17 protein-coding genes and 1 tRNA gene are annotated in these 20,619 nt (G+C 70.0%); 4 read left to right on the forward strand and 14 right to left on the reverse strand.

All coding sequences use genetic code 11. From position 1 onward, the window contains the following. Positions 1 to 55: 55 nt before the first annotated feature. The 6 genes from AC07AB_RS00330 to AC07AB_RS00355 form a co-directional block, all read right to left on the reverse strand. On the reverse strand, positions 56 to 199 hold the full coding sequence (locus tag AC07AB_RS00330) for a hypothetical protein (RefSeq protein ID WP_478557619.1): 144 nt from the start codon (positions 197 to 199) through the stop codon (positions 56 to 58). A gap of 12 nt (positions 200 to 211) precedes the next feature. Continuing rightward, positions 212 to 493 (reverse strand): DUF6082 family protein, encoded by a 282-nt coding sequence (locus AC07AB_RS00335; protein ID WP_478557622.1) that lies wholly within the window; start codon positions 491 to 493, stop codon positions 212 to 214. After that, a complete protein-coding gene (locus tag AC07AB_RS00340; RefSeq protein ID WP_478557625.1) occupies positions 490 to 873 on the reverse strand; it encodes a DUF6415 family natural product biosynthesis protein in 384 nt (127 codons plus the stop codon). The genes AC07AB_RS00335 and AC07AB_RS00340 overlap by 4 nt, the downstream gene beginning before the upstream one ends. A gap of 62 nt (positions 874 to 935) precedes the next feature. Next, positions 936 to 1,532: a DUF6624 domain-containing protein gene (locus AC07AB_RS00345; protein WP_478557628.1), complete on the reverse strand. Its 597-nt coding sequence runs from the start codon at positions 1,530 to 1,532 to the stop codon at positions 936 to 938. Positions 1,533 to 1,947: 415 nt separating this feature from the next. Next, a complete protein-coding gene (locus AC07AB_RS00350) occupies positions 1,948 to 2,397 on the reverse strand; it encodes a hypothetical protein (protein WP_478557631.1) in 450 nt (149 codons plus the stop codon). A 35-nt stretch (positions 2,398 to 2,432) separates the two neighbouring features. After that, positions 2,433 to 2,801: an ATP-binding protein gene (locus AC07AB_RS00355; protein WP_478557634.1), complete on the reverse strand. Its 369-nt coding sequence runs from the start codon at positions 2,799 to 2,801 to the stop codon at positions 2,433 to 2,435. A gap of 365 nt (positions 2,802 to 3,166) precedes the next feature. Between AC07AB_RS00355 and AC07AB_RS00360 the strand changes: the two genes are divergently transcribed. Both AC07AB_RS00360 and AC07AB_RS00365 read left to right on the forward strand, forming a co-directional pair. Next, complete coding sequence (locus AC07AB_RS00360; RefSeq protein ID WP_478557637.1) at positions 3,167 to 4,132, forward strand: helix-turn-helix domain-containing protein; 966 nt, start codon at positions 3,167 to 3,169, stop codon at positions 4,130 to 4,132. After that, positions 4,129 to 4,392, forward strand: a complete 264-nt coding sequence (locus AC07AB_RS00365; protein ID WP_478557640.1) for a DUF397 domain-containing protein — start codon at positions 4,129 to 4,131, stop codon at positions 4,390 to 4,392. The genes AC07AB_RS00360 and AC07AB_RS00365 overlap by 4 nt, the downstream gene beginning before the upstream one ends. Positions 4,393 to 4,562: 170 nt before the next feature. Here the strand turns inward: AC07AB_RS00365 and AC07AB_RS00370 are convergent, their stop codons facing one another. Beyond that, on the reverse strand, positions 4,563 to 4,787 hold the full coding sequence (locus tag AC07AB_RS00370; protein WP_478557643.1) for an integrase: 225 nt from the start codon (positions 4,785 to 4,787) through the stop codon (positions 4,563 to 4,565). A 114-nt stretch (positions 4,788 to 4,901) separates the two neighbouring features. Here AC07AB_RS00370 and AC07AB_RS00375 point away from each other — a divergent pair, with 114 nt between their 5' ends. Together AC07AB_RS00375 and AC07AB_RS00380 are read left to right on the forward strand one after the other, a co-directional pair. Further along, positions 4,902 to 5,549 carry a helix-turn-helix domain-containing protein gene (locus tag AC07AB_RS00375; RefSeq protein WP_478557646.1) on the forward strand — a complete coding sequence of 216 codons (648 nt, stop codon included), beginning with the start codon at positions 4,902 to 4,904 and terminating at the stop codon, positions 5,547 to 5,549. A gap of 224 nt (positions 5,550 to 5,773) precedes the next feature. Continuing rightward, a complete protein-coding gene (locus tag AC07AB_RS00380; RefSeq protein WP_478557649.1) occupies positions 5,774 to 7,102 on the forward strand; it encodes a tyrosine-type recombinase/integrase in 1,329 nt (442 codons plus the stop codon). Positions 7,103 to 7,174: 72 nt separating this feature from the next. Here the strand turns inward: AC07AB_RS00380 and AC07AB_RS00385 are convergent, their stop codons facing one another. The 7 genes from AC07AB_RS00385 to AC07AB_RS00415 form a co-directional block, all read right to left on the reverse strand. Beyond that, positions 7,175 to 8,266: a hypothetical protein gene (locus AC07AB_RS00385; RefSeq protein ID WP_478557652.1), complete on the reverse strand. Its 1,092-nt coding sequence runs from the start codon at positions 8,264 to 8,266 to the stop codon at positions 7,175 to 7,177. A gap of 286 nt (positions 8,267 to 8,552) precedes the next feature. After that, positions 8,553 to 8,626: transfer RNA gene (locus AC07AB_RS00390), tRNA-Thr, on the reverse strand. A gap of 97 nt (positions 8,627 to 8,723) precedes the next feature. Continuing rightward, on the reverse strand, positions 8,724 to 10,298 hold the full coding sequence (locus AC07AB_RS00395) for an alpha/beta hydrolase (RefSeq protein ID WP_478557655.1): 1,575 nt from the start codon (positions 10,296 to 10,298) through the stop codon (positions 8,724 to 8,726). A 146-nt stretch (positions 10,299 to 10,444) separates the two neighbouring features. Further along, positions 10,445 to 11,659 (reverse strand): DNA polymerase III subunit delta', encoded by a 1,215-nt coding sequence (locus tag AC07AB_RS00400; protein ID WP_478557658.1) that lies wholly within the window; start codon positions 11,657 to 11,659, stop codon positions 10,445 to 10,447. A gap of 145 nt (positions 11,660 to 11,804) precedes the next feature. Further along, positions 11,805 to 15,245, reverse strand: a complete 3,441-nt coding sequence (tmk, locus tag AC07AB_RS00405) for a dTMP kinase (RefSeq protein WP_478557661.1) — start codon at positions 15,243 to 15,245, stop codon at positions 11,805 to 11,807. 252 nt (positions 15,246 to 15,497) lie between these two features. Then, positions 15,498 to 18,359 carry a type I DNA topoisomerase gene (gene topA / locus AC07AB_RS00410; RefSeq protein WP_478557664.1) on the reverse strand — a complete coding sequence of 954 codons (2,862 nt, stop codon included), beginning with the start codon at positions 18,357 to 18,359 and terminating at the stop codon, positions 15,498 to 15,500. 712 nt (positions 18,360 to 19,071) lie between these two features. Continuing rightward, positions 19,072 to 20,604 (reverse strand): DUF7059 domain-containing protein, encoded by a 1,533-nt coding sequence (locus AC07AB_RS00415; protein ID WP_478557667.1) that lies wholly within the window; start codon positions 20,602 to 20,604, stop codon positions 19,072 to 19,074. Positions 20,605 to 20,619: the final 15 nt, after the last annotated feature.

Raw genomic sequence — 20,619 nt, forward strand, 5'->3', positions numbered from 1 at the left:
GGTGGGGGGTGCTGCACCCGCTCACCCTGGTTGGGCGGGCAGGCTGGCTCGGGGGTTACGCTGCGAGTACCTCGTCGGCGACGGCGGCGTACTCGTCGGAGAAGATCTTGTTGAGTACCTCGTCCCTGCGGTCGACTGCCTCCGCCTCGCGGAAACTGCTGAACCGCTTCCAGTAAACGCGAACGACCTCTCGCTCCATCAGAAAGCGCGCCTACTCGCGCAGGGCGGCCTGGTCGATAAGCCCGGCGCGGAAGCGCACTGACACCTGGCTGATGATCGAGTTGGCATGGAGAAGAAGTCCGTACTCCTCGGGCGAGATGTCCCCGGGAGTCCAGCGCGCCAGAGTCTCCGGATTTCCCACCAGCTCCCTGATCCACTGCTGGTGCATGGGCTCGGCCTCAACCGCGAGGCGCTGTCGGTGCTGCCTCTCGGACAACGCGAGCCGGGCAGCTCCGACGGCGGCGATGAACAGCAGGACGTGCCGAGTCTTCATTCCGGGTGACCTTTCGCAGTTGGTTGGTGAAGGGCTCCGCCCGTGGGATCCGAGCGGAGGTGTGACGCGCGTTCGACGGCGCCGATGAGGGCCTGAACGAGACGCGCGAGGTTCTGGGCTCTGCTGGTGGCAGCCTTTGCGTCTCTGGCCGGCAGCGGCAGGTTGAGCCGTCGTTCGGCCTCCCCGAGCGTGGCCTGGGTGATGGCGTGTAGGTACGAGTCCCTGGGGAGGCTTCGGCACACGGCGATCACAGCGGCGCGTAGATCCATCCCGTGGGCGGTGAACCGCACCACCGCGTCTTCGGCCTCTTCGAGATGTGGCAGCTCGCCGGCCTGTTCCCAGCCGAGCACTATCGCCGAAAGCGCGCGAGCATCGTCCATACAGGACGGAGGGCGGACAACTTCCCCGACTTGCGGGCTCGGTGTGCCCGCGTCGAAGCCGTTCACGCTGCACTCGCGAGGGCGTCAGAAGACTCGGAGTCGTCGGGCTCTTCGTCCTCGTGCTTCCGATCGGTCGCGAGGCGGCGGCGCAGGGCCTCATGTGCGAGCGCCGCAGTGGGCAGCCCCACCTTCGCGCGTCGGACATCGAGGCTGTCCGGATCGGGGACTGGCGGCATCTCCAGCCCACGTGGGCCGAGCACGTACTGCGTGCCGTACTCCTGGGCGTCTCCAGAACGCAGGAGGCAACGGTCGTGGAGGTGGGCCCACTGCGAAACGGCAGCTTCACCTTGCGCAACCGCGTCACGGAGTAGCCGCAACACCAGTCGTTGGAAGTCGGATTGGTGGTCCGCGTTCAGTGCGATCTGCCATGCCGCACGGGCGCCGTCGTCTCCGACCAGGCTTCGGCCGGGCCAACCATGGTCGGCCACGACGCGACGCAATACCGCGGTGTTGGCATGATCGGCGTGACGGCCCATGCCGACCTCGGCGTCGGAGAGCTGGAGCCGGATGAGGCAGGCCCGGTGCTTACTGGCCTGCGCGGCGCGGGTAATCAAGTCCCGAGCAAGGTCGGGGCGGCTTGGCTCAGCGTCGTCGGTCATGATCAGGCTCCGTACGGGACGGAAAGGGTGGGGGCAGTCAGGACTCCCGAACATCCGCCTCCTGAACCGGCGCGGGCCAACGAGCGGTCCTGGTGGATGCAGCGGGGCTCGACAACTGGCAGTACGGACACCGGGTACGCGGTGATGGTCCAGTGGCCAGCGAGCGCCGTCACCGAGAAGACGCATGGCTGCCCCTTGCGCAGGTCTTCGATTGCGGCCTGAACGGCGCGGTGATCACCTAGCCATCCCCATACGAGGTGGAAGCTCTTGCGGTCGAGGGCGAGGCTGATTTCGCGGACAGCCTCGCGGACCCACTCAACGGCTGTTCCTGGGCTGCTAGTCGTGCAGCCTCCGGCCAGCGCCCCCGAGGCGGGAGCGACATCGACGTGGCACCAGTAGGTGCGTGGCAGAACCGTCATGCTCTGCTCCAATCTGCCCGCCCCGGTTCCCCGAACGTCGGGGCCGCGTCCGCCTCGTCACTACTGAGCAGTTCGAGGAGTTCGAGGGCCGCCAGCGCCATGCGCCGCAGATGGACACGCTCGCCTGCGAACTCCCGGACCGGTGTCTGGTCACCGAGAGCCTTGGCTTGCAACATGGCCGCATCAAGCTCCGGTGAGGAGTCACGCTGCCCCGCGATGTTCACGAGCTGCCCCAGCATCCGGCCCAGGCGCTCGATGCGACCCGCGAGACCAGGGTCCGATGCCAGCTCCGACTCGCCTCGTCGCCGGGCGGAACCGCGTAGTCGCTCCCACCAACCGGACTGCCGGGGCCTATGGCTCAAGCCGGTCGGCCCGTCCGAGAGGATCGCGTCCAGATCATCGTCGTGAAGGAACGCCTCGTGCAACCGATCCAGAACGCTGGCCATGGTTTCGACGCTTGCATCCGCCAGGCCCGGCCCATTCATGCCGCGAGCTGTTCGTCGGAGGGGCGCAGTTCGACCCACACGTCCTTGCCGGTCGGCGTGACCGTGACCCCCCAGTCGTATGCCGTGTGACTGAGGAGCCACATACCGCGCCCGCTATCGGAAAACCAATCCGGCTGACGTACCTCGGGCAGCTCCATGCTGGTGTCGCTGATGGTGATGCGGACCCCGTGAGGCGTCGCTTCAAGCAACAGGACGCATTCGCCTCCCGCGTGATGGTGGACGTTGGCGAGCATCTCCGTCGCGCACATGACGGTGGAGGTGACGACCTCGGGCCACCCCCAGGAACGGACATATGCGGCGAGGATGCGCCTGACGGGCCCGAGCCGCATCGGATGCGGCGTCATCTCCTGTCGGTACCTATGCATGCCCAAGCGGGCGGGTGTGGCGCAAAGTTGACGGATCGCTCGGTTGGTTGTCTTAGTCATCGTCCGGCACCTGTCACAGTTGGCGGTACGCGAGCCTGCGGCCGAAGCACGCTGCTACGATCAGCGCGGTCAGACGGGTGGCATCCCGTCGGCCTCACGCGGCAGGCGCACTCGGGTTCACCGCACAAGCCCCTCCCCCCTTGACGAGGCAAGTCCTCGGCGGCCCAACCAGCCTTGCGCACACTCCAATTAACATTCAAGGGAGTGCGCGCATGCGGATGCTTCAGCGCCCACATTGGCATGTGCCTCGTAACCAGCAGAGGGTGTTGCATGGGAGGCAGCGCGTGCCAAACTCCGAGCTGAAGCCCTCGTTAACCCGACAGATAACCTGTATTGCCGGGCTGGGGCCTCGATCCGACGAACAGCACACCGAAGTGAGGGGACAGGTGGCCGCACGACGAGGACCGACATACCTCCGGGTCATGCTCGGCAAAGAACTCCGCGCTCTGCGCGAGCGTGTACCAGGTCGGACCGCCGAGGGGGTGTCGACGGCCCTCGGCTTCTCCCGCTCGAAGATCAGCCGCGTAGAGGCCGGCGACATCCCGCTGCCCAAGCTCGCGGACCTTGAGAAGTTGATGGACCACTACAAGGTCGAGGACCCGGACGACCGCGCCGAACTCCTCAAGATGCAACGCGACTCCTTGAGCAAGGAGCCCTTCACCTCTTACAGGAACCTGCTGCCGTCGGGTCTGCCGATGTATCTCGGTCTGGAGCGCGATGCGGTCAAGGTTCGCGGGTACGAGAACAACGTCGTGCACGGCCTCCTCCAGGAGGAGTCCTACGCCAAGGCTCTCGGGGCATCCGCGAAGGTCGTGGAGGAGCGAACCACCGAGTTCGTGGAACGAGGAGTGCGAACGCGGATGGAACGCAAGGAACTGTTTTCGTCAGGTAGCGCCGAGGTGCACATAGTCTTGACGGAAAACACGCTGCGCACGGTCGTCGGCGCACCCGACGTGATGCGAGCCCAGTACGCGGAGATCATCCGCCTCAACGACCTGGACAACGTTGAGGTCCAGATCATCCCCGAAGACCTGCCCACCTACCGAGCAGCGTTCAACTTCACGGTTCTGGAGTTCGTGGATCTCGCCCCGGTGGTTCAGAGTGACAGCGCCAAGGCCACGACTATGTGGTCGAAGGCCTCGGATGTGGGGCAGTACCAGCGGCAGTTCGATGCCATGGTCAAGGCAGCGCCCGGACCGAATCAGACGCCGCAAATCCTGCACGCTCTCGAAAAGAAACTATGGACATGACACATCAGAAGCGCTTCCCCGTCTCCACAGACCTGGCCCCAGACGAGGAGTGGACGAAGTCCTCGTACAGCTCGCAGGACAACGGCAACTGCGTTGAGACAACTGCACAGTCGACAGCCATCGCGCGGTCCGGACTGGTCGGCGTGCGTGACTCGAAGGAAAAGGGTGGGCCCGCCATCACCTTCACCCATGCCGCTTGGACGGGATTCGTGGGTCTTGTGAACTCCGGAGAGGTCGACTTCGGCGCCGTCGACAACTGATCAGCGCACCGGATGCGGAGTGGCCCTCCCCAGGGCATGTGGGGAGGACCACTCCGCGTTTAGCCACCCTGGCGGACGACACTGACAGCCGCCAGGGTGCATAACGCATCAGCCACGCCATCCGCAGGCATGGGCGCGTCGCAGAGGCCGCCACGACAGCCCGAACGCGGCTACGCACACAGCTCTCGCCCTTCCGCCTGCTCGGGCTGAACGCCGAGGAGCTGGTGCAGCTCTTCCGTCACTACGCGGTACGTGTTTCCCAGGCGGAGCACCTTGACCGGGTACTGACCTCGCTTGGCCAACTGGTAGCCCGTGCTCCTGCCGATCGTGAGTGCCCGGTTCGCCGTGTCCAGGTCGACCGCCACAGGCAGAGCCAGCAGCTCTTCCCGCGTCATCCCGCGAGCGTCAGTTGTTGTCACGATGTTCTCCGATCGCTCAGGCGTGCAGCTACGAGAGAACGTGTAGCACGGATGTTGCAGCGACCCGTTTTCTCTGCCTAACTTGCAGCCATGACAACAAGCGATTGGTCGCCCACCTTCACCGCACGGGTCACTGAGCAGATGCGCACGGCTCGTAGGGCTGCCGGCCTCACCGCAGCGGGCGCTTCTGACGCGTGCGCTCGGCTCGGCCTGCCAGTGCCCAAGACGACGATCACGAACCTGGAGACCGGCCGCCGAACCTCGATCGACCTCGCCGAGTTCCTCGTCCTGGCCGAGGTCTACGGCGTGCCACCGATCTCCCTGCTATTCCCCCTGGGCGCCGAGGCCACGGTCGCTGTGCTTCCAGGGCGGGAGGTGCCCACCTGGGACGCGGTGGCCTGGTTCACCGGCGAGGCAGAGCAGGATTCGCCTCCTACGGAAGGCTCTGCCCGCGAAGTGCTGGATACCTTCCGGGCCCACCGCGACGCCGTCGTGACCGCCCTCACCTCCAGCCGCCTCGCCAAGGAGCGTCGCCGGAAGGCGAACACCACGCTCGACCCACAGCGGCGGGAGTCGCTCCACTCGGCCGCCGCCTCGTACGAACAAGTCGCCTTCGACGACTGCAGAGAGCTGCGGGACTTCAGGGACAGGATGCGCGAGCGCGGTCTCGCACTCCCGGCGCTTCCTGTGGATCTGCAGTTTGTCGATGAGTCGACCGAGGACAACGAGGACACTTAGTGAAAAAAGGTTCCACCAGCAGGGTCTGCTCGTGCCGGAATCCCGAGACCGGCACCCTGTACGGAGCTTCCTGCCCGAAGCTGACCAGCAACCGGCGACACGGGAACTGGAGCGTATTCCAGGAACTGGTACCCCGGAAGGACGGGACACGCCGCAGGTTCCGCCGTCAAGGATTCACCTCATCCAACGAGGCGACGGAAGAGCTGAACAAGGTACGCGCCCTCATGTCCATACCGGAGGAGGACGATCAGCCCGGCCAGATCGCGATCAGCGATCTGTTGGAAGAATGCCGCCGGGACAGGACTCCGCTCCCGGACTACAACGAGACACGGCGCCGTTTCCAGGTTGGGGAACAGCTCAACTCGAAGATCACGGTCGGCGAGTGGCTGGACGAGTGGATCGAAGGCCGCAAGCAGCTCAGGCCGGGCGGCGAGAAGCGCTACGCCGTGGACATACGGATCCACCTCAAGCCACATCTCGGGGACGTCCGGCTGGACAAGCTGCGTGTCAGCCACATCAACAAGATGTTCGACGCGATCAACGAGGCGAACATCGAGATCGAGGAGCAGAACACCCAGCGGCGGGCCGCTCTCGAAGAGCTGAAGACCATCCCCTGGAAGGGCGCGGAGAACCGGGCTCGTCGGAAGTGGCTGAAGGCGTCCATCGATCAGATGCCCCCCTTCCGACGCATCACGGGGCTCAACACCCAGCCCCACATCAAGGCCACGCTCCGCGCCGCGCTGAACGTCGCCATCGCGCAGCAGCGCATGCCCAACTTCAACCCGGCCGAGCACGTCGAGCTGCTGCCGGGCACGAAGCCCAAGGCCCTGATCTGGACCCGGGAACGGATCGCACACTGGCTGGAGACCGGCGAGAAGCCCTCTCCGGTCATGGTCTGGACCCCGGAGCACACCGGGCAGTTCTTCGACCACGTCGAGGGCACCCGGCTGAAGACCATGTGGCGACTGATCGGCTTCCGGGGCATGCGGCGCGGGGAAGCCGTCGCTCCCCGCCTGGTCGACCACGACTACGAGAACGCGTCCCTGACCGTCGCGACCCAGCTTGTCCAGGACGGCTGGGAGGTCCTCGAAGGCCCGCCGAAGACCAACAGTGGCATCCGGGTCATCGCTCTCGACGAGGAGACCAACGAGGGACTCTACGCCCGGCGCCACCAACGGGAGGAAGAGCGCCACGAATGGGGGGCCGCATGGCAGGAGACCGGCCGGTTCTTCACGGAGGAAGACGGCTCCATCCTTCACCCGGGCAAGGTCTCCGACCTCTTCGACCGCCTCGTGGCGGAGATCGGCCTCCCGCCGGTCCGCCTCCATGACCTGCGGCACGGGGCTGCCACCCTCATGCTCGCCGCTGGCGTCGACATCAAGGTCGTCTCCGAGACACTCGGCCACAGCGATACCCGCATCACCCGGGACATTTACCAGGCCGTCCTGGACGACCTCGCCCGCGCCGCCGCCGAAGCCGTCGTCAAGCTCGTACCCCGAGCCCGCAGGGCGGCTCCGGCTCAGGCCATCAACACGGACACGCAGAGCGCCTGACGCTCACGAACCACGACGGGGCCGGTCAGCCAACGCTGACCGGCCCCGTCAGCGTGGGGGAACCGGCAGCGCCTACTCACGATTGGCGGTGGCTGGCTGACGCTCCTCGGGTTCCTGCTGAGCGGTGACAGGCGGCTCGCTGCCACCCCGGGCGAAGTCGAGCAGGTCCCTTGCCCGCAGCAGCGGCTCCGAGCGACCTCCCAGCTTCAACGGGAGGACCAAGGTGACGATGGTCAGGGGAGCCACCGCCTCCCCGGGGACGCCCACCGCCGACAGGAGGCAGGCGAGGGCGGAGGCGAGAACGACGCCGAGAGCAGCGAGACCGGCCGCCCGCTTGCGCGGCTCGCTCTGAGCCACCTGCGGCGACGGCAGGAGGCTTTCCGGGAGCAGGTTCTGCGGGGTGCCGGCGCACAGACCGTGCAGAACGGTGACCAGTTTCCCGGCGAGTGCGTCCACGGCGTCCCCCTCACCGCGCTGCACGCGCCGCGCGTCCCAACGCAGCGCTTCCCGGACCCTCTTCGCGTGCTCGACGGTTGCGGCCCGCTCCTGCCGCACGTGGTACTTCTTCGCTCGATGCACCAGGACGGCCGCCACCCCGTCGACCGCACCGGCCAGCCGGGACGGGCTAGCCTCCTGGCGCCGGACCCGGTGTGCGGTGATCAGCGCGTTGCACACCATCCTGGTTACCGGCAGTCCCAGGCGGGGTCCATAGACGCGCGCAGCGCCACCGACGGCGGTCAGAGCGAAGAGCAGCACTGCGGCAACGGTCGTGATCAGCGCGGTCAGCCCTGGGATCTTCCCGTCCGCGGCATGCGCGTCCAGGGTGGTGAGGTTGAAGAGGATGAGCGCGGGACAGCCGATGACGACGGCTGTTGCCGTAGCGAGCACCTGTGCCTTCAGCAGCCGCTCTCGCAGCGCCGCGCGAAGAGCGAAGGGCAGCCGGAACTCCGCCATGGCTTCCTCCAGCCGGGGCCGCATCCGCAACCGGCCTCCGAGTGCGTGCGGAGCACCACGGCGACGTCGCCGCCGCAGCACCACCCACACGTACGCCATGTAGGCCCACCGCACCAACGTCGGTGCAACCAGCAGGCCGTAGACGGCACCCCCCATCATCCAGGCGAGGTCGGTCGCAAGCGGGTCCTGCAGTTGTTCTGCCCGGCTCATTCGCCACCCCAGTCCGTACAGGCCGGTGCCACCCGGCTTCCCGGCTTCGGATCAACAGAGCGGGAACGGACGGTTTCTTGTCAGGGTTCCACAAGAGCCGTCACGCCGGAGAGCAACCGTCCACGGCACACCGTGTCCAACTCCCGGCACACGCGCTGCACGCTCGTCCAACCCTTGTCCAATCAGGGCTCACGCAGACATAGGACGATCACCCAGCCAGAACTTGATCCGACTCCGGAACATGAAAAACCCCAGGTCACGGCGAGTGAGTCCTGGGGTTCTTCCGAGCCGCCTTCGGGATTCGAACCCGAGACCTACGCATTACGAGTGCGTTGCTCTGGCCAGCTGAGCTAAGGCGGCGCGCCGCGTTGCCGGGATGGCGTTTGCGGCGTCGCCAAGTCTACACAGGTCCGAGGGGTGCTCCGTACGCGGTGCGGGGAGGGGGCGGGAGCCGGGCTCAGGTGCAGGTTTTGTGGCGGGTGGGGGGTGTGGCTTTGAGGAGGTAGGTGTTGATGGCGGTGTCGATGCAGGTGCTGCCGCGGCCGTACGCGGTGTGGCCGTCGCCGTTGTAGGTGAGGAGGCGGCCGGAGGCGAGCTGGGTGGCCAGGCCGCGGGCCCAGCGGTAGGGGGTGGCGGGGTCGCGGGTGGTGCCGACCACGACGATGGGGGCCGCGCCCCTGGCCTCGATGCGGTGGGGGCGGCCGGTGGCCGGGCGGGGCCAGTAGGCGCAGTTCAGGGCGGACCAGGCCAGGCCCCGACCGAAGACGGGGGACGCCTTCTCGAAGGCGGGGACCGCCTCGCGGACGTCGTCCGGGCCGTGGAAGGCGGCGGGGAGGTCCAGGCAGTTGACGGCGGGGTTGGCGAACATGAGGTTGGCGTAGCCGCCCTTGCTGTTCCGTTCGAAGTAGTGGTCCGAGAGGGCCAGCAGGGCGCTGCCGTCGCCCTTGCCGGCGGATTTCAGGGCCGTACGGAGCTGGGGCCAGCCGCTCTGGTCGTACATCACGGAGATCACGCCGGTGGTCGCCAGGCTCTCGGTGAGGCGGCGGGGGCCGGAGGTGCGGAGCGGGTGCTGGTCGGTGCGGTCGAAGAGCGCCTTCAGGCGGCGGCCCGCGTCCGCGGGGCTCTTGGTGCCGAGGGGGCAGCCCTTGCGCTTGACGCAGTCCTTGGCGAACGAGGTGAACGCGGTCTCGAAGCCCCCGGTCTGCTCGCGGTTCATGCGCTCCGCGTCCAGCGAAGGGTCCATCGCCCCGTCGAGGACCACGCGGCCGACGCGGCTCGGGTAGAGGCCGGCGTAGGTGGCGCCGAGGAGGGTGCCGTACGACGCGCCGACGTAGCTGAGCTTCCCATCGCCGAGCGCGGCCCGCAGTACGTCCATGTCGCGGGCGGCCTCGATGGTGGAGACATGGCCCAGGATGCGGCCGGAACGGGTCTCGCAGCCTCGGCCGAACTTCTTGTACGCCGCCACCAGGCGGGCCTCCTCGGCCCTGTCGTCCGGGGTCTGGTCGGTCGCCGTGTACTCGTCCATCTGCCGGTCTGACAGGCAGGTGACGGGTTGGCTGGCCGCCACTCCGCGCGGGTCCACCGCGACCATGTCGTACCGGGCCCGGACGGAGGCCGGATAGCCGATCCCCGCGTACTGCTGGAGGTACCCGATGGCCGAGCCGCCGGGGCCGCCGGGGTTGACCAGCAGCGAGCCGAGCCGCTTCCCCGGGCTTGTCGCCTTTTTACGGGCCACAGCGAGCTTCACGTCATCGCCGGCCCCCGGCCGGGTGTAGTCGAGCGGGACCTCCATCGTGGCGCACTCGAACCCGCGCGCCCGGCACGCGTGCCAGGTCAGCCCCTGTCCGTAATACGGCCTCAGGGCGGCCGGCGGTGTCGCCGGCAGCGGCCGGAGCGGCGTGACCTCGTCCTGCGCGAAGCCGACGGCCTTGCCCTGCTGGGACGCGGAGCTGCCCGTCGTGCAACCGGAGATCAGGAGGGCGGCGACCGCCGCGACGGTACCGGAGGTGCGGAGCAGGCGGCTGCTGGTCATCGGCTGATCCCTTGCCCTTGCCGTGGTCGATTCGAACGCACTTGGTGACCAAGCACATTCGGAGCGTATCGGGCAAAGTGCGGTGAGCCTCCGCTCCACGGTCGTTTACGCCTCGTACGAGTGAGACCGGCAGCGGGGAGAGGTGCTCAGCCGGCTCTCAGGGACATCGTCATGGACTCCACCGCCAAAAGCGGTGCCACGTTACGGTCCAGGGCGCGGCGGCACGCGATCACCGACTCGATGCGGCGCAGCGTCTGCTCCGGCTTCGTCGCCGACGCGATGCGCTCGACCGCGGCCCGTACGTCCGTATTGGCCAGGGCCACCCGTGAGCCGAGCTGAAGCGCCAGCACGTCGCGGTAGAAGCTCATCAGGTCGATCAGCGCGAGATCGAGACTGTCGCGCTGGGTGCGGGTCGAGCGGCGCTTCTGGCGGTCCTGGAGCTCCTTCATGGCGCCCGCCGTGCCACGCGGGAGGCGGCCCCCGGTGCCCGACGCCGCGCCGAGCGCCGCGCGCAGTTCCTCCGTCTCCTTCGCGTCGACGTCCTCGGCCACCTGTTTGGCGTCCTCCCCCGCCGCGTCCAGCAGCTCCTGCGCGGCTTTGAGGCAGCCGCCGACATCGTCCACGCGCAGCGGCAGTTTGAGCACGGCCGCGCGGCGGGCGCGGGCCCGCTCGTCCGTGGCCAGGCGGCGGGCGCGGCCGATATGGCCCTGGGTGGCGCGGGCCGACTGGGCGGCCAGTTCGGGTTCGATGCCGTCGCGCCGGACCAGGACTTCGGCCACGGCGTCGACCGGGGGCGTACGGAGCGTGAGGAGGCGGCAGCGGGAGCGGATGGTGGGCAGCACGTCCTCCAAAGAGGGCGCGCACAGCAGCCATACGGTGCGGGGCGCGGGTTCCTCGATGGCCTTCAGGAGCACGTTGCCCGCGCCCTCGGTCAGCCGGTCCGCGTCCTCCAGGACGATCACCTGCCAGCGGCCGCCCGCGGGCGACAGCTGGGCGCGGCGCACAAGGGCTCGGGTCTCCTTGACGCCGATGGACAGGAGGTCCGTCCGGACGATCTCGACATCGGCGTGCGTGCCGACGATCGTGGTGTGGCAGCCGTCGCAGAAACCGCAGCCCGGCGCGGCGCCCAGTGCCCGGTCGGGGCTGACGCACTGGAGGGCGGCGGCGAAGGCGCGGGCGGCGGTGGAACGCCCCGAGCCCGGGGGGCCGGTGAAGAGCCAGGCGTGGGTCATCTTGGACGCGGTGATCTCTTGCGCGGAGCGGTCGGCCGCGGTGGTGACGAGCCGGTCCGCGTCGCCGGCGGCATCGGCGAGCTGCGCCGTCACTTGGTCCTGGCCGACCAGGTCGTCCCACACCGCCATGCTGTCCTCCGCGCCGTTTGCCCTGCGGCTACCCATTGTGGGTCATGGGTCCGACAGTCCGGCCCGCGGCGGCGGGAGCGCGGCCTGAGTAAGGGGCACAAGTAAGGGGCGGAGCGCCATGCGCCCCCCCTTACACATCACCGACTCAGTGGCCCCTGCGCCGGTCTTCGTCCTGCCCGCCGAGGAGTTCGTCCGCGAGCGTGGGCAGATCGTCGAGCGGGGTCTCCTCCGCCCACTCCGGACGGCGCCGCTTCCGGTCGCCGTACCCTTCCTGCGACGACTGGGCCGCCTGGGACGGCTGGGACGGCTGTGTCCCCCACGATGACTGGGGTGGCTGGGGCGCACGTGCCCCCTGCCCCTGGTGGCCTCGTCCCTGCGATGCCCGCTGCTGCGCCGGCTGGTCCGGGCCCACCTGCGGAAGCTCCCGCGTCCGCTCGTTCTCCGACTCCGGGGAGACGGGACGCGACCCCTCGCTCCCCGGCCGGAAGAGCCACGGCGGCACCCGGTCGGCCGGGTCCGCCGACCGCTCGGGACGGACCGGCGGGAGCACCGCCGTCTCATCCATCGCGCCCTGCGGCGGCTGCGGCAGTACGGCCGTCTCCTCCGAGTCCGACGGACCGGAACCGGAAGTGCCGGAACCGGAAGTACTGGAACCACCCGAACTACCGGCGGGGCCGTCCCCCTCCGGCCGCACGGCCGGCAGCACCGCCGTCTCGTCCATCGGCCGCGCTTCGCCATCGGCATCCGTACGCGAATCCGTCCGGGAATCCGCCCGCGACGACCCTGCCCGAGGATCCACCCGCGGCGTCTCCACCGTCTGCGTCTTCTCCGAGTCCGAGTCCGAACCCGAATCCGAGCCCGGCCCCGAGCCCGAATCCCGCGAATCCGGAGCCACCCGCACAGCCGGCGTCTCAACAGTCGGAGCATCCGTCTCCGGACCCGCCGGACCCACCGGACCCGCCGGACCAGTCGCGGCCTCCGAGACCTCCGAGACCTCCGGCACCTTCCGAGCCGCCGCCTCAGCGGCCGCCACCCGCGCCTGCTCCGCCCGGAGCAGCGCCTCCTCGGCCTTGCGCTGCTTCTCCAAGCGGCGCACCTCCGCTTCGGCGCGCAGCCGCGCCTCCTCCTCGTGCTGCTTGCGCAGGCGTTCCTGCTCAGCGGCGCGGGCGCGCTCCTCCGCCTCGCGGCGCTTGCGCTCCTCCTCGGCCTTGCGGGCCGCCTCCTCCTCCGCCTTACGGGCCTCCTCGGCCTGGCGCTCGGCTTCGAGGCGGCGGGCCTCTTCGAGTTCGCGGCGCTTGCGCTCCTCCTCCTCGGCGCGGAGCTTGGCGAGCTGCTCCTGGCGCTCGCGCTCCAGCCGCTCCTCCTCGGCCTTGCGGGCCGCCTCTTCCTCCGCCTTGCGGCGAGCCTCCTCTTCCGCGGCCTTGCGGGCCTCTTCCTGGGCCGTGATCTCGGATTCCGAGAGCGGGAGAAGGTGGTCGAGCCGGTGCCGTACGACCGTGGTCACCGACTCCGGTTCCTGCCCGGCGTCGACGACGAGGTAGCGGGAGGGGTCCGCGGCGGCCAAGGCGAGGAAGCCGGACCGTACCCGCTGGTGGAACTCGGGGGGCTCCGACTCCAGCCGGTCCGGCGCCTCGGTGAACCGCTCGCGCGCCGTCTCCGGCGACACGTCCAGCAGCACCGTCAGGTGCGGCACGAGACCGTCGGTCGCCCAGCGCGAGATACGGGCGATCTCGGTCGGGGACAGGTCGCGGCCGGCGCCCTGGTAGGCGACGGAGGAATCGATGTAGCGGTCGGTGATGACGACGGCGCCGCGCTCCAGGGCGGGGCGGACGAGGCTGTCGACGTGTTCGGCGCGGTCCGCCGCGTACAGGAGCGCCTCGGCACGGTCCGAGATCCCGGCGGAGGAGACGTCGAGGAGGATCGAGCGAAGCCGCTTGCCCATCGCGGTCGCGCCCGGCTCGCGCGTGACGACCACCTCGTGGCCCTTGCCGCGGATCCACTCGGCGAGCGCCTCCACCTGCGTGGACTTGCCGGCGCCGTCGCCCCCTTCAAGGGCGAGGAAGAAGCCGGTGCCGGACGGGGCCTGCACCGGGTCGCCGCCGCGCAGCACGTCGAGCAGATCGCGCCGGAACCGGACACCGTGCCGGTCGTCGGTCTTGCCGAGCACGAGCGCCGCGACAGGCAGCAGCAGCGCGCCCACGAGCATCAGGGTGAACGCCGCGCCGCCGTGCGCGAAGACGAAGCTGCCGCTGATGAGCCGGTGCGGCCCGATGGCGGCGGCCAGCACCGGGGCGACGACGGCGCTGAGCGCCATGGCCACCCGGACCACCGCGTGCAGATGCTCGGTCGTACGGGCCCGCCGCCCCTCCTCGGTCTCCTGGTCCAGGAGCGCGTGGCCGGTCCCAGCGGCGACGCCGGACGCGACGCCCGCCAGCAGGATCAGCAGCAGGACCGTCGTCGTGTCGGGCACCAGGCCCGCCACGAGCATCGCGAGGCCGGTCAGCGCGACGGCGAGCGCCAGCAGCCGACGGCGGGAGAAGCCGGGCAGGATCTTGGTCGCGCTGCGGATACCGATGACGGGGCCGCCGGACAGCGCGAGGACGAGCATCCCGTAGGCGACCGGGCCGCCGCCGAGGTCGATGGCCTGGAGCGCGGCGACGGCGACGGCCGCGGCGATCGCGCCCGCGATGGCCGCGCACGCCAGCACCAGCACCGGGATCGCGCCCGTACGGCCCCGGTCGGGGCCCTCCGCGGTCTTGGGGCGGCGCATTCCTTCGAGCGGGGAGCGCGCGCGGGGGGTCTGCGCGCCGGGGAGGTTCAGGAGGTAGAGGATCGAGACGGAGGCCGCGAACAGTCCGGCGGCCACGTACGAGCCGATGGCCGCCTGGTGGGTGTCGAACCAGTCGACGCCCGTACCGATCAGCTTCCCGATGAGCGAGACGACGACGAGCGCCGCCCCGGCGATGGGCAGCGAGACGAAGCTCGTACGGAGCGAGAGCCGCCGCAGCGCGTCGTAGTGGTCCGGCAGCGGCCGTACGGCCGCGCCCTCGGGGGGCGGGGACGGCAGCAGCGCGGGGGCCGCGCCGTCCTTGGCGACGGTCCAGAAACGTTCGGCCACCCCGACGAGGAACGCCGTGACCAGCAGCCAGGCGAACGCGCTGTCGGGGGTCAGATCGGCCCACAGGGGGGCGACGATCAGCAGCGCGAGCCGGACGCCGTCCGCGCCGATCATGGTCCAGCGGCGGTCGAGCGGACCGCTTGGCGAGATCAGTGCGGAGAGCGGTCCGAGCAGGACCGCGCCGAAGAGCAGCGTCGCGAGCAGCCGCGCGCCGAAGACGGCGGCGACCGCGAAGGCCGCACCCCGATAGCCACCTCCCAGGGAACCGTGGGTGACAGCCGCCTGGAGCGACAGAAGGACAAGGACAAGAAGGGCGAGTGAGTCCCCGACACCACCGACGAACTGGGCGCTCCACAACCGCTTCAGCGGGGGGATGCGCAGCAGTGCCCGCACGGCGCGCTCGCGGGAGTCCGCTGCTAGGGCGCCGGATGTGGGGGTCACGACCGTTGGCTGCTCGGCACGCGTCATCCTGCCAGCCTATCCGCAGCGCGCGGATCTACGCGGCCTGCCCGAACAGGTGACCGGGATACGGAAACCGGCCATTCTGGCGGCCATCAGGCCGAAACACCCGCTTGTCCCGCCCCGCTCGCCTCGGCCTGCCCGACGCGCGCCGAGGCGCCCCGGACCCCTCGTCCGGCCCCGCACAACGCCGCGGCCCGCCCCCACCGCCCTGCGGTGGGAACGGGCCGTCGTACACCCGGGCGCTCAGCCGAACGGACCTCAGTCCTCCGCGGCCGTCGCCTTGACGGTGGCCTTCTTCGCGGGTGCCTTCTTCGCCGCGGTCTTCTTCGCCGCCGCCGTCGTCGTCTTCTTGGCGGCCGTCTTCTTCGCCGGGGCGGCCTTCTTCGCGGCCGTCGCCTTCTTGGCCGGGGCCTTCTTCGCCGCCTTCTTGGCGGTCTTCTTGGCCGGGGCCTTGGCGCGCTTCTCCGCCAGGAGCTCGTACCCGCGCTCAGGCGTGATCGTCTCGACCTCGTCGTCGCGGCGCAGCGTCGCGTTCGTCTCGCCGTCCGTCACGTACGCGCCGAAGCGGCCGTCCTTGACCACCACCGGCTTCTCGCTGACCGGGTCGGTGCCCAGCTCCTTGAGCGGCGGCTTGGCGGCGGCCCGCCCGCGCTGCTTGGGCTGCGCGTAGATGGCGAGCGCCTCGTCGAGGGTGATGGTGAAGAGCTGCTCCTCACGCTCCAGGGAGCGCGAGTCCGTGCCCTTCTTCAGATACGGGCCGTAGCGGCCGTTCTGCGCGGTGATCTCCACGCCCTCGGCGTCCTTGCCGACGACGCGCGGCAGCGACATCAGCTTGAGCGCGTCCTGGAGGGTCACCGTGTCGAGGGACATGGACTTGAAGAGCGAGGCGGTGCGCGGCTTGACCGCGTTCTTGCCGGTCTTCGGAGTGCCCTCGGGCAGCACCTCGGTCACGTACGGGCCGTAGCGGCCGTCCTTGGCGATGATCTCGTGCCCGGACTCCGGGTCCGTGCCCAGCTCGAAGTCGCCGCTCGGCTTCGCGAGCAGTTCCTCCGCGTACGCGACGCTCAGCTCGTCGGGCGCCAGGTCGTCGGGCACGTCCGCCCGCTGGTGGTCCTCGGAATCCTTCTCGCCGCGCTCCACGTACGGGCCGTACCGCCCGACGCGCAGCATGATGCCGTCGCCGACCGGGAAGGAGGAGATCCCTCGGGCGTCGATCGCCCCGAGGTCGCTGACCAGCTCCTTGAGGCCGCCGAGGTGGTCGCCGTCGCCGTTGCCCGCGTCAGCCGCGCCGCCCGCGCCGGCCGCGCCGCCGTCCGCGCCCTTCCCGAAGTAGAAGCGCTTGAGCCACGGCACGGCCTGGGCCTCACCGCGCGCGATGCGGTCGAGGTCGTCCTCCATGGAGGCGGTGAAGTCGTAGTCGACGAGCCGGCCGAAGTGCTTCTCCAGCAGGTTGACCACGGCGAAGCTCAGGAAGGACGGGACGAGCGCCGTGCCCTTCTTGAAGACGTAGCCGCGGTCGAGGATGGTCCCGATGATCGAGGCGTACGTCGAGGGGCGGCCGATCTCCCGCTCTTCGAGCTCCTTGACGAGCGACGCCTCGGTGTAGCGGGCCGGGGGCTTGGTGGAGTGGCCGTCGGCCGAGATCTCCTCGGCGCTCAGCGCGTCGCCCTCGGCGACCTGCGGCAGCCGGCGCTCGCGGTCGTCGAGCTCGGCGTTGGGGTCGTCGGCGCCTTCGACGTACGCCTTCATGAAGCCGTGGAAGGTGATCGTCTTGCCGGACGCGCTGAACTCGGCGTCCCGGCCGTCGGAGCTCGTGCCGCCGATCTTCACGGTGACGGAGTCGCCGACCGCGTCCTTCATCTGGGAGGCCACGGTCCGCTTCCAGATCAGCTCGTACAGCTTGAACTGATCGCCGCGCAGGCCCGTCTCGGCCGGAGTGCGGAAACGATCACCCGAAGGGCGGATCGCCTCGTGCGCCTCCTGCGCGTTCTTGACCTTCCCGGCGTACGTACGCGGCTTGTCCGGCAGGTAGGAGGACCCGTACAACTGCGTGACCTGCGCCCGCGCGGCCTGCACGGCCGTGTCGGAGAGGGTGGTCGAGTCCGTACGCATATAGGTGATGAAGCCGTTCTCGTACAGCTTCTGGGCCACCTGCATCGTGGACTTCGCGCCGAAGCCCAGCTTGCGCGACGCCTCCTGCTGGAGGGTCGTCGTACGGAACGGCGCGTACGGCGAGCGGCGGTACGGCTTCGACTCGACGGACCGCACCGCGAACGCGGTGTCCGCGAGGGCCGCGGCCAGCGCGCGGGCGTTCGTCTCGTCGAGGTGCAGGACCTGCGAGCCGTCCTTGAGCGTGCCGGTCGACCCGAAGTCGCGGCCCTGGGCGACGCGGCGGCCGTCGACGGTGGTGAGGCGGGCGGCCAGGGTGCTCGGGTCGCTCGCGTCGCCGGGCCGGCCGGTGGCGAACGTGCCGGTCAGGTCCCAGTACTCGGCGGAGCGGAAGGCGATGCGCTCGCGCTCCCGCTCGACGACGAGCCTCGTCGCGACCGACTGGACACGGCCCGCGGACAGCCGCGGCATGACCTTCTTCCACAGGACCGGCGAGACCTCGTAGCCGTAGAGGCGGTCGAGGATGCGGCGGGTCTCCTGGGCGTCGACGAGCTTCTTGTTGAGCTCGCGCGGATGGGCGACGGCGTCGCGGATCGCGTCCTTGGTGATCTCGTGGAAGACCATCCGGCGGACCGGGACCTTGGGCTTGAGCACCTCCTGGAGGTGCCAGGCGATCGCCTCGCCCTCCCGGTCCTCATCCGTGGCGAGGAAAAGTTCGTCGGACTCGGCCAGCAGCTCCTTGAGCTTCTTGACCTGATCCTTTTTGTCGTGGTTCACGACATAGATGGGCTGGAACTCGGCGTCCACGTTCACACCGAGGCGGGCCCATGACTCGCCCTTGTACTTGGCCGGGACCTCGGCGGCCCCGTTCGGCAGGTCGCGGATGTGCCCGACGCTCGCCTCGACGACATATCCGGGGCCGAGGTAACCCTTGATCGTCTTCGCCTTGGCAGGCGACTCGACGATGACGAGTCGGCGGCCGCCGTGTGCGGTCTCGCTGGTCGGGGACAACTTCGCTCTTCTCTCCGGTCGACACTCGGTGTAGGCGCTGCGGTGACGCTGCGGAGTGTGACGGTACATCCCGCCCCCGTGTCAAACGGAAAAAGCCCGCAACGCCACTCGAACGGTAACCCGACAAGCGTCCTGTCTGCCGCCCGGACCGGCACACGGCTGACGGACAGAGCCCGGCGGGGCCGACCGGCAGAGCCCGGCGGCAGCGGTTCGCATCAGCCAAGGGTCCGGCGCGGAGCCGGAGCCCGGGCCTGGCCAGGGGCCGCGGACCGGCCGACTCCGGATCGGGCGGGGGCGGCGGACGGGCGCTCAGGCGTACGGGCAGGTCAGGCGTACGACCGTGGGTGCGGCCATTTGTGCGAGGAGGGTTCGGCCGGGATTCCGGTCGGAGGCCGCCGCTCTCTCCAGAAGCGCAAGCGCTCACGCCCGTACGTGCTCCTGTTCCTCACGCGCTCGCGCCGAGGTCCGGCCGGCATGCGACCGGCGAAGCCGCCCCGCGCCCTGGCCGGATCAGCCGGACCGAAATGCCCGGCAAACCACCGAGCGCGCGTCCACACCTCCCGGCACGGTGGCGTAACTCATATCGCCCACCAGTGATACGCGCCCTTCTCCCCTCCCCCGCCGAGCCCCTGCGAGCGCCCCGGGGCACCTCTCAGGCGCTCGGCGGGGGCACCCCTCTCAGGCACCCCTCTCAGGCGCCCCCGCCGAGCGTTCAGGCCGCCGGGCCCAGCGGAGTCAAGAACCCCTGTTCGACCAGGAGTCGAATGGACTCCGGAGTACGGTCCCGGAGCAATACCGGGTCCTCCTCCATGAGTTGCGCGATGGCATCGAGGATGCGGCCCGCGCTGAGCGTCCCGTCGCAGACCCCCGCGAATCCCGCGCCCACCGTGTCCACCTTCGTCGCCCGCCGCATGCCCCGGTTCTGACGGAGCACCACATGCTCGGGGTCCTCCGCGCCGGGCGCGCCGACCTGCTCCTGCGCGACCTCCGCCGCGAGGTGGAACCGCGCCGCGAGCAGCGCCGCGTCATCGTGCGAGCGCAGGAAGTCCTGCCGCTCGAAATGCGCCCGTACGGCCTCCCCCAGCGGCTGCTCGACCGGGTGCGGCCACTCCTCGGCCACGATGGACGGTTGGTCGGCGCCGGACTTGCGCAGCGTGATCCAACCGAAGCCGACCCCCTTGGTCTTACGGGCCTCGAACTCGTCCAACCAGGCGTCGTACCGCGCGGCGTACTCGGCGGGGTCCGCGCGGTGGTCGCCCCCGTCGCGCAGCCACAGCTCCGCGTACTGCGTCACGTCCTGCACCTCGCGCTGCACGATCCACGCGTCGCAGCCGCTCGGCACCCAGGAGGAGAGCCGCTCCCGCCAGTCCTCGCCCTCCACGTGCTGCCAGTTGGCGAGCAGCTGGCAGTAGCCCCCGTCATTGAGGTGCTCGGCGGACCGGCGCACAAGCGTGCGGCACAGGTCGTCCCCGGCCATACCGCCGTCGCGGTAGGTGAGCCGCGCGCCGGGCGAGATGACGAAGGGCGGGTTGGAGACGATCAGATCGAACGTCTCGTCGCCGACCGGCTCGAAGAGCGAGCCCTCGCGGAGGTCGGCGGCGGGCGCGCCGGAGAGGGCGAGGGTGAGCCGCGCGACGTGCAGGGCGCGGGGGTTGAGGTCGGTGGCGGTGACCCGGGTGGCGTGTTGGGCGGCGTGCAGGGCTTGGATGCCGGAGCCCGTGCCGAGGTCGAGGGCGCGCTCGACGGGCGTACGGACGGTGATCCCGGCGAGCGTGGTGGACGCGCCGCCGATGCCCAGCACCAGTTGTGAACGGTCGACGCCGGACGTATCGGCGAGGCCGCCGGCGCCGCCGACCGCACAGCCCAGGTCGGCGACGACCCACCAGTCCTGCCCCTCCGGCCCGCCGTACGGACGCACGTCGACCGTCGCCCGTACGTCGGCGCCCTCCCTGGTCAGCCAGCCGTCGATGAGGCAGTCCTCGACGGGGAGGGCGGCGGCGGCCCGCTCGTACGGCACGGGGCGCTGGAGGAGGAAGAGTCTGACGAGCGTGTCCAGCGGGCTCTCGCCACGGGTGGCCCGCAGCGCGGGCACGGTCTCGCTGCGGGCGAGCGCGGCGTAGGCGGGCGCGCCGAGCAGGTCGAGGAGGCCGTCGGCGGTGAAGGCGGCGGCGAGGAGTGCCTCGCGCAGGCGGTCGGTGCGCGCGGGGCCGGCGGCGGGAAGGCGGTGCGTACTCACGGGACCCATTGTCGGGGGCACCAC

The sequence above is a fragment of the Streptomyces sp. NPDC044033 genome, from assembly GCF_056434425.1.

Coding starts and splice junctions, on each gene's coding strand:
- AC07AB_RS00415 (WP_478557667.1), bottom strand. CDS start 20,604: ATGGGTCCCGTGAGTACGCACCGCCTTCCCGCCGCCGGCCCCGCGCGC.
- AC07AB_RS00370 (WP_478557643.1), bottom strand. CDS start 4,787: ATGACGCGGGAAGAGCTGCTGGCTCTGCCTGTGGCGGTCGACCTGGAC.
- AC07AB_RS00365 (WP_478557640.1), top strand. CDS start 4,129: ATGACACATCAGAAGCGCTTCCCCGTCTCCACAGACCTGGCCCCAGAC.
- AC07AB_RS00345 (WP_478557628.1), bottom strand. CDS start 1,532: ATGACCGACGACGCTGAGCCAAGCCGCCCCGACCTTGCTCGGGACTTG.
- AC07AB_RS00330 (WP_478557619.1), bottom strand. CDS start 199: ATGGAGCGAGAGGTCGTTCGCGTTTACTGGAAGCGGTTCAGCAGTTTC.
- AC07AB_RS00350 (WP_478557631.1), bottom strand. CDS start 2,397: ATGGCCAGCGTTCTGGATCGGTTGCACGAGGCGTTCCTTCACGACGAT.
- tmk (WP_478557661.1), bottom strand. CDS start 15,245: ATGACGCGTGCCGAGCAGCCAACGGTCGTGACCCCCACATCCGGCGCC.
- AC07AB_RS00400 (WP_478557658.1), bottom strand. CDS start 11,659: ATGGCGGTGTGGGACGACCTGGTCGGCCAGGACCAAGTGACGGCGCAG.
- AC07AB_RS00395 (WP_478557655.1), bottom strand. CDS start 10,298: ATGACCAGCAGCCGCCTGCTCCGCACCTCCGGTACCGTCGCGGCGGTC.
- AC07AB_RS00375 (WP_478557646.1), top strand. CDS start 4,902: ATGACAACAAGCGATTGGTCGCCCACCTTCACCGCACGGGTCACTGAG.
- AC07AB_RS00335 (WP_478557622.1), bottom strand. CDS start 493: ATGAAGACTCGGCACGTCCTGCTGTTCATCGCCGCCGTCGGAGCTGCC.
- AC07AB_RS00340 (WP_478557625.1), bottom strand. CDS start 873: ATGGACGATGCTCGCGCGCTTTCGGCGATAGTGCTCGGCTGGGAACAG.
- AC07AB_RS00355 (WP_478557634.1), bottom strand. CDS start 2,801: ATGACGCCGCATCCGATGCGGCTCGGGCCCGTCAGGCGCATCCTCGCC.
- AC07AB_RS00385 (WP_478557652.1), bottom strand. CDS start 8,266: ATGAGCCGGGCAGAACAACTGCAGGACCCGCTTGCGACCGACCTCGCC.
- AC07AB_RS00380 (WP_478557649.1), top strand. CDS start 5,774: ATGTCCATACCGGAGGAGGACGATCAGCCCGGCCAGATCGCGATCAGC.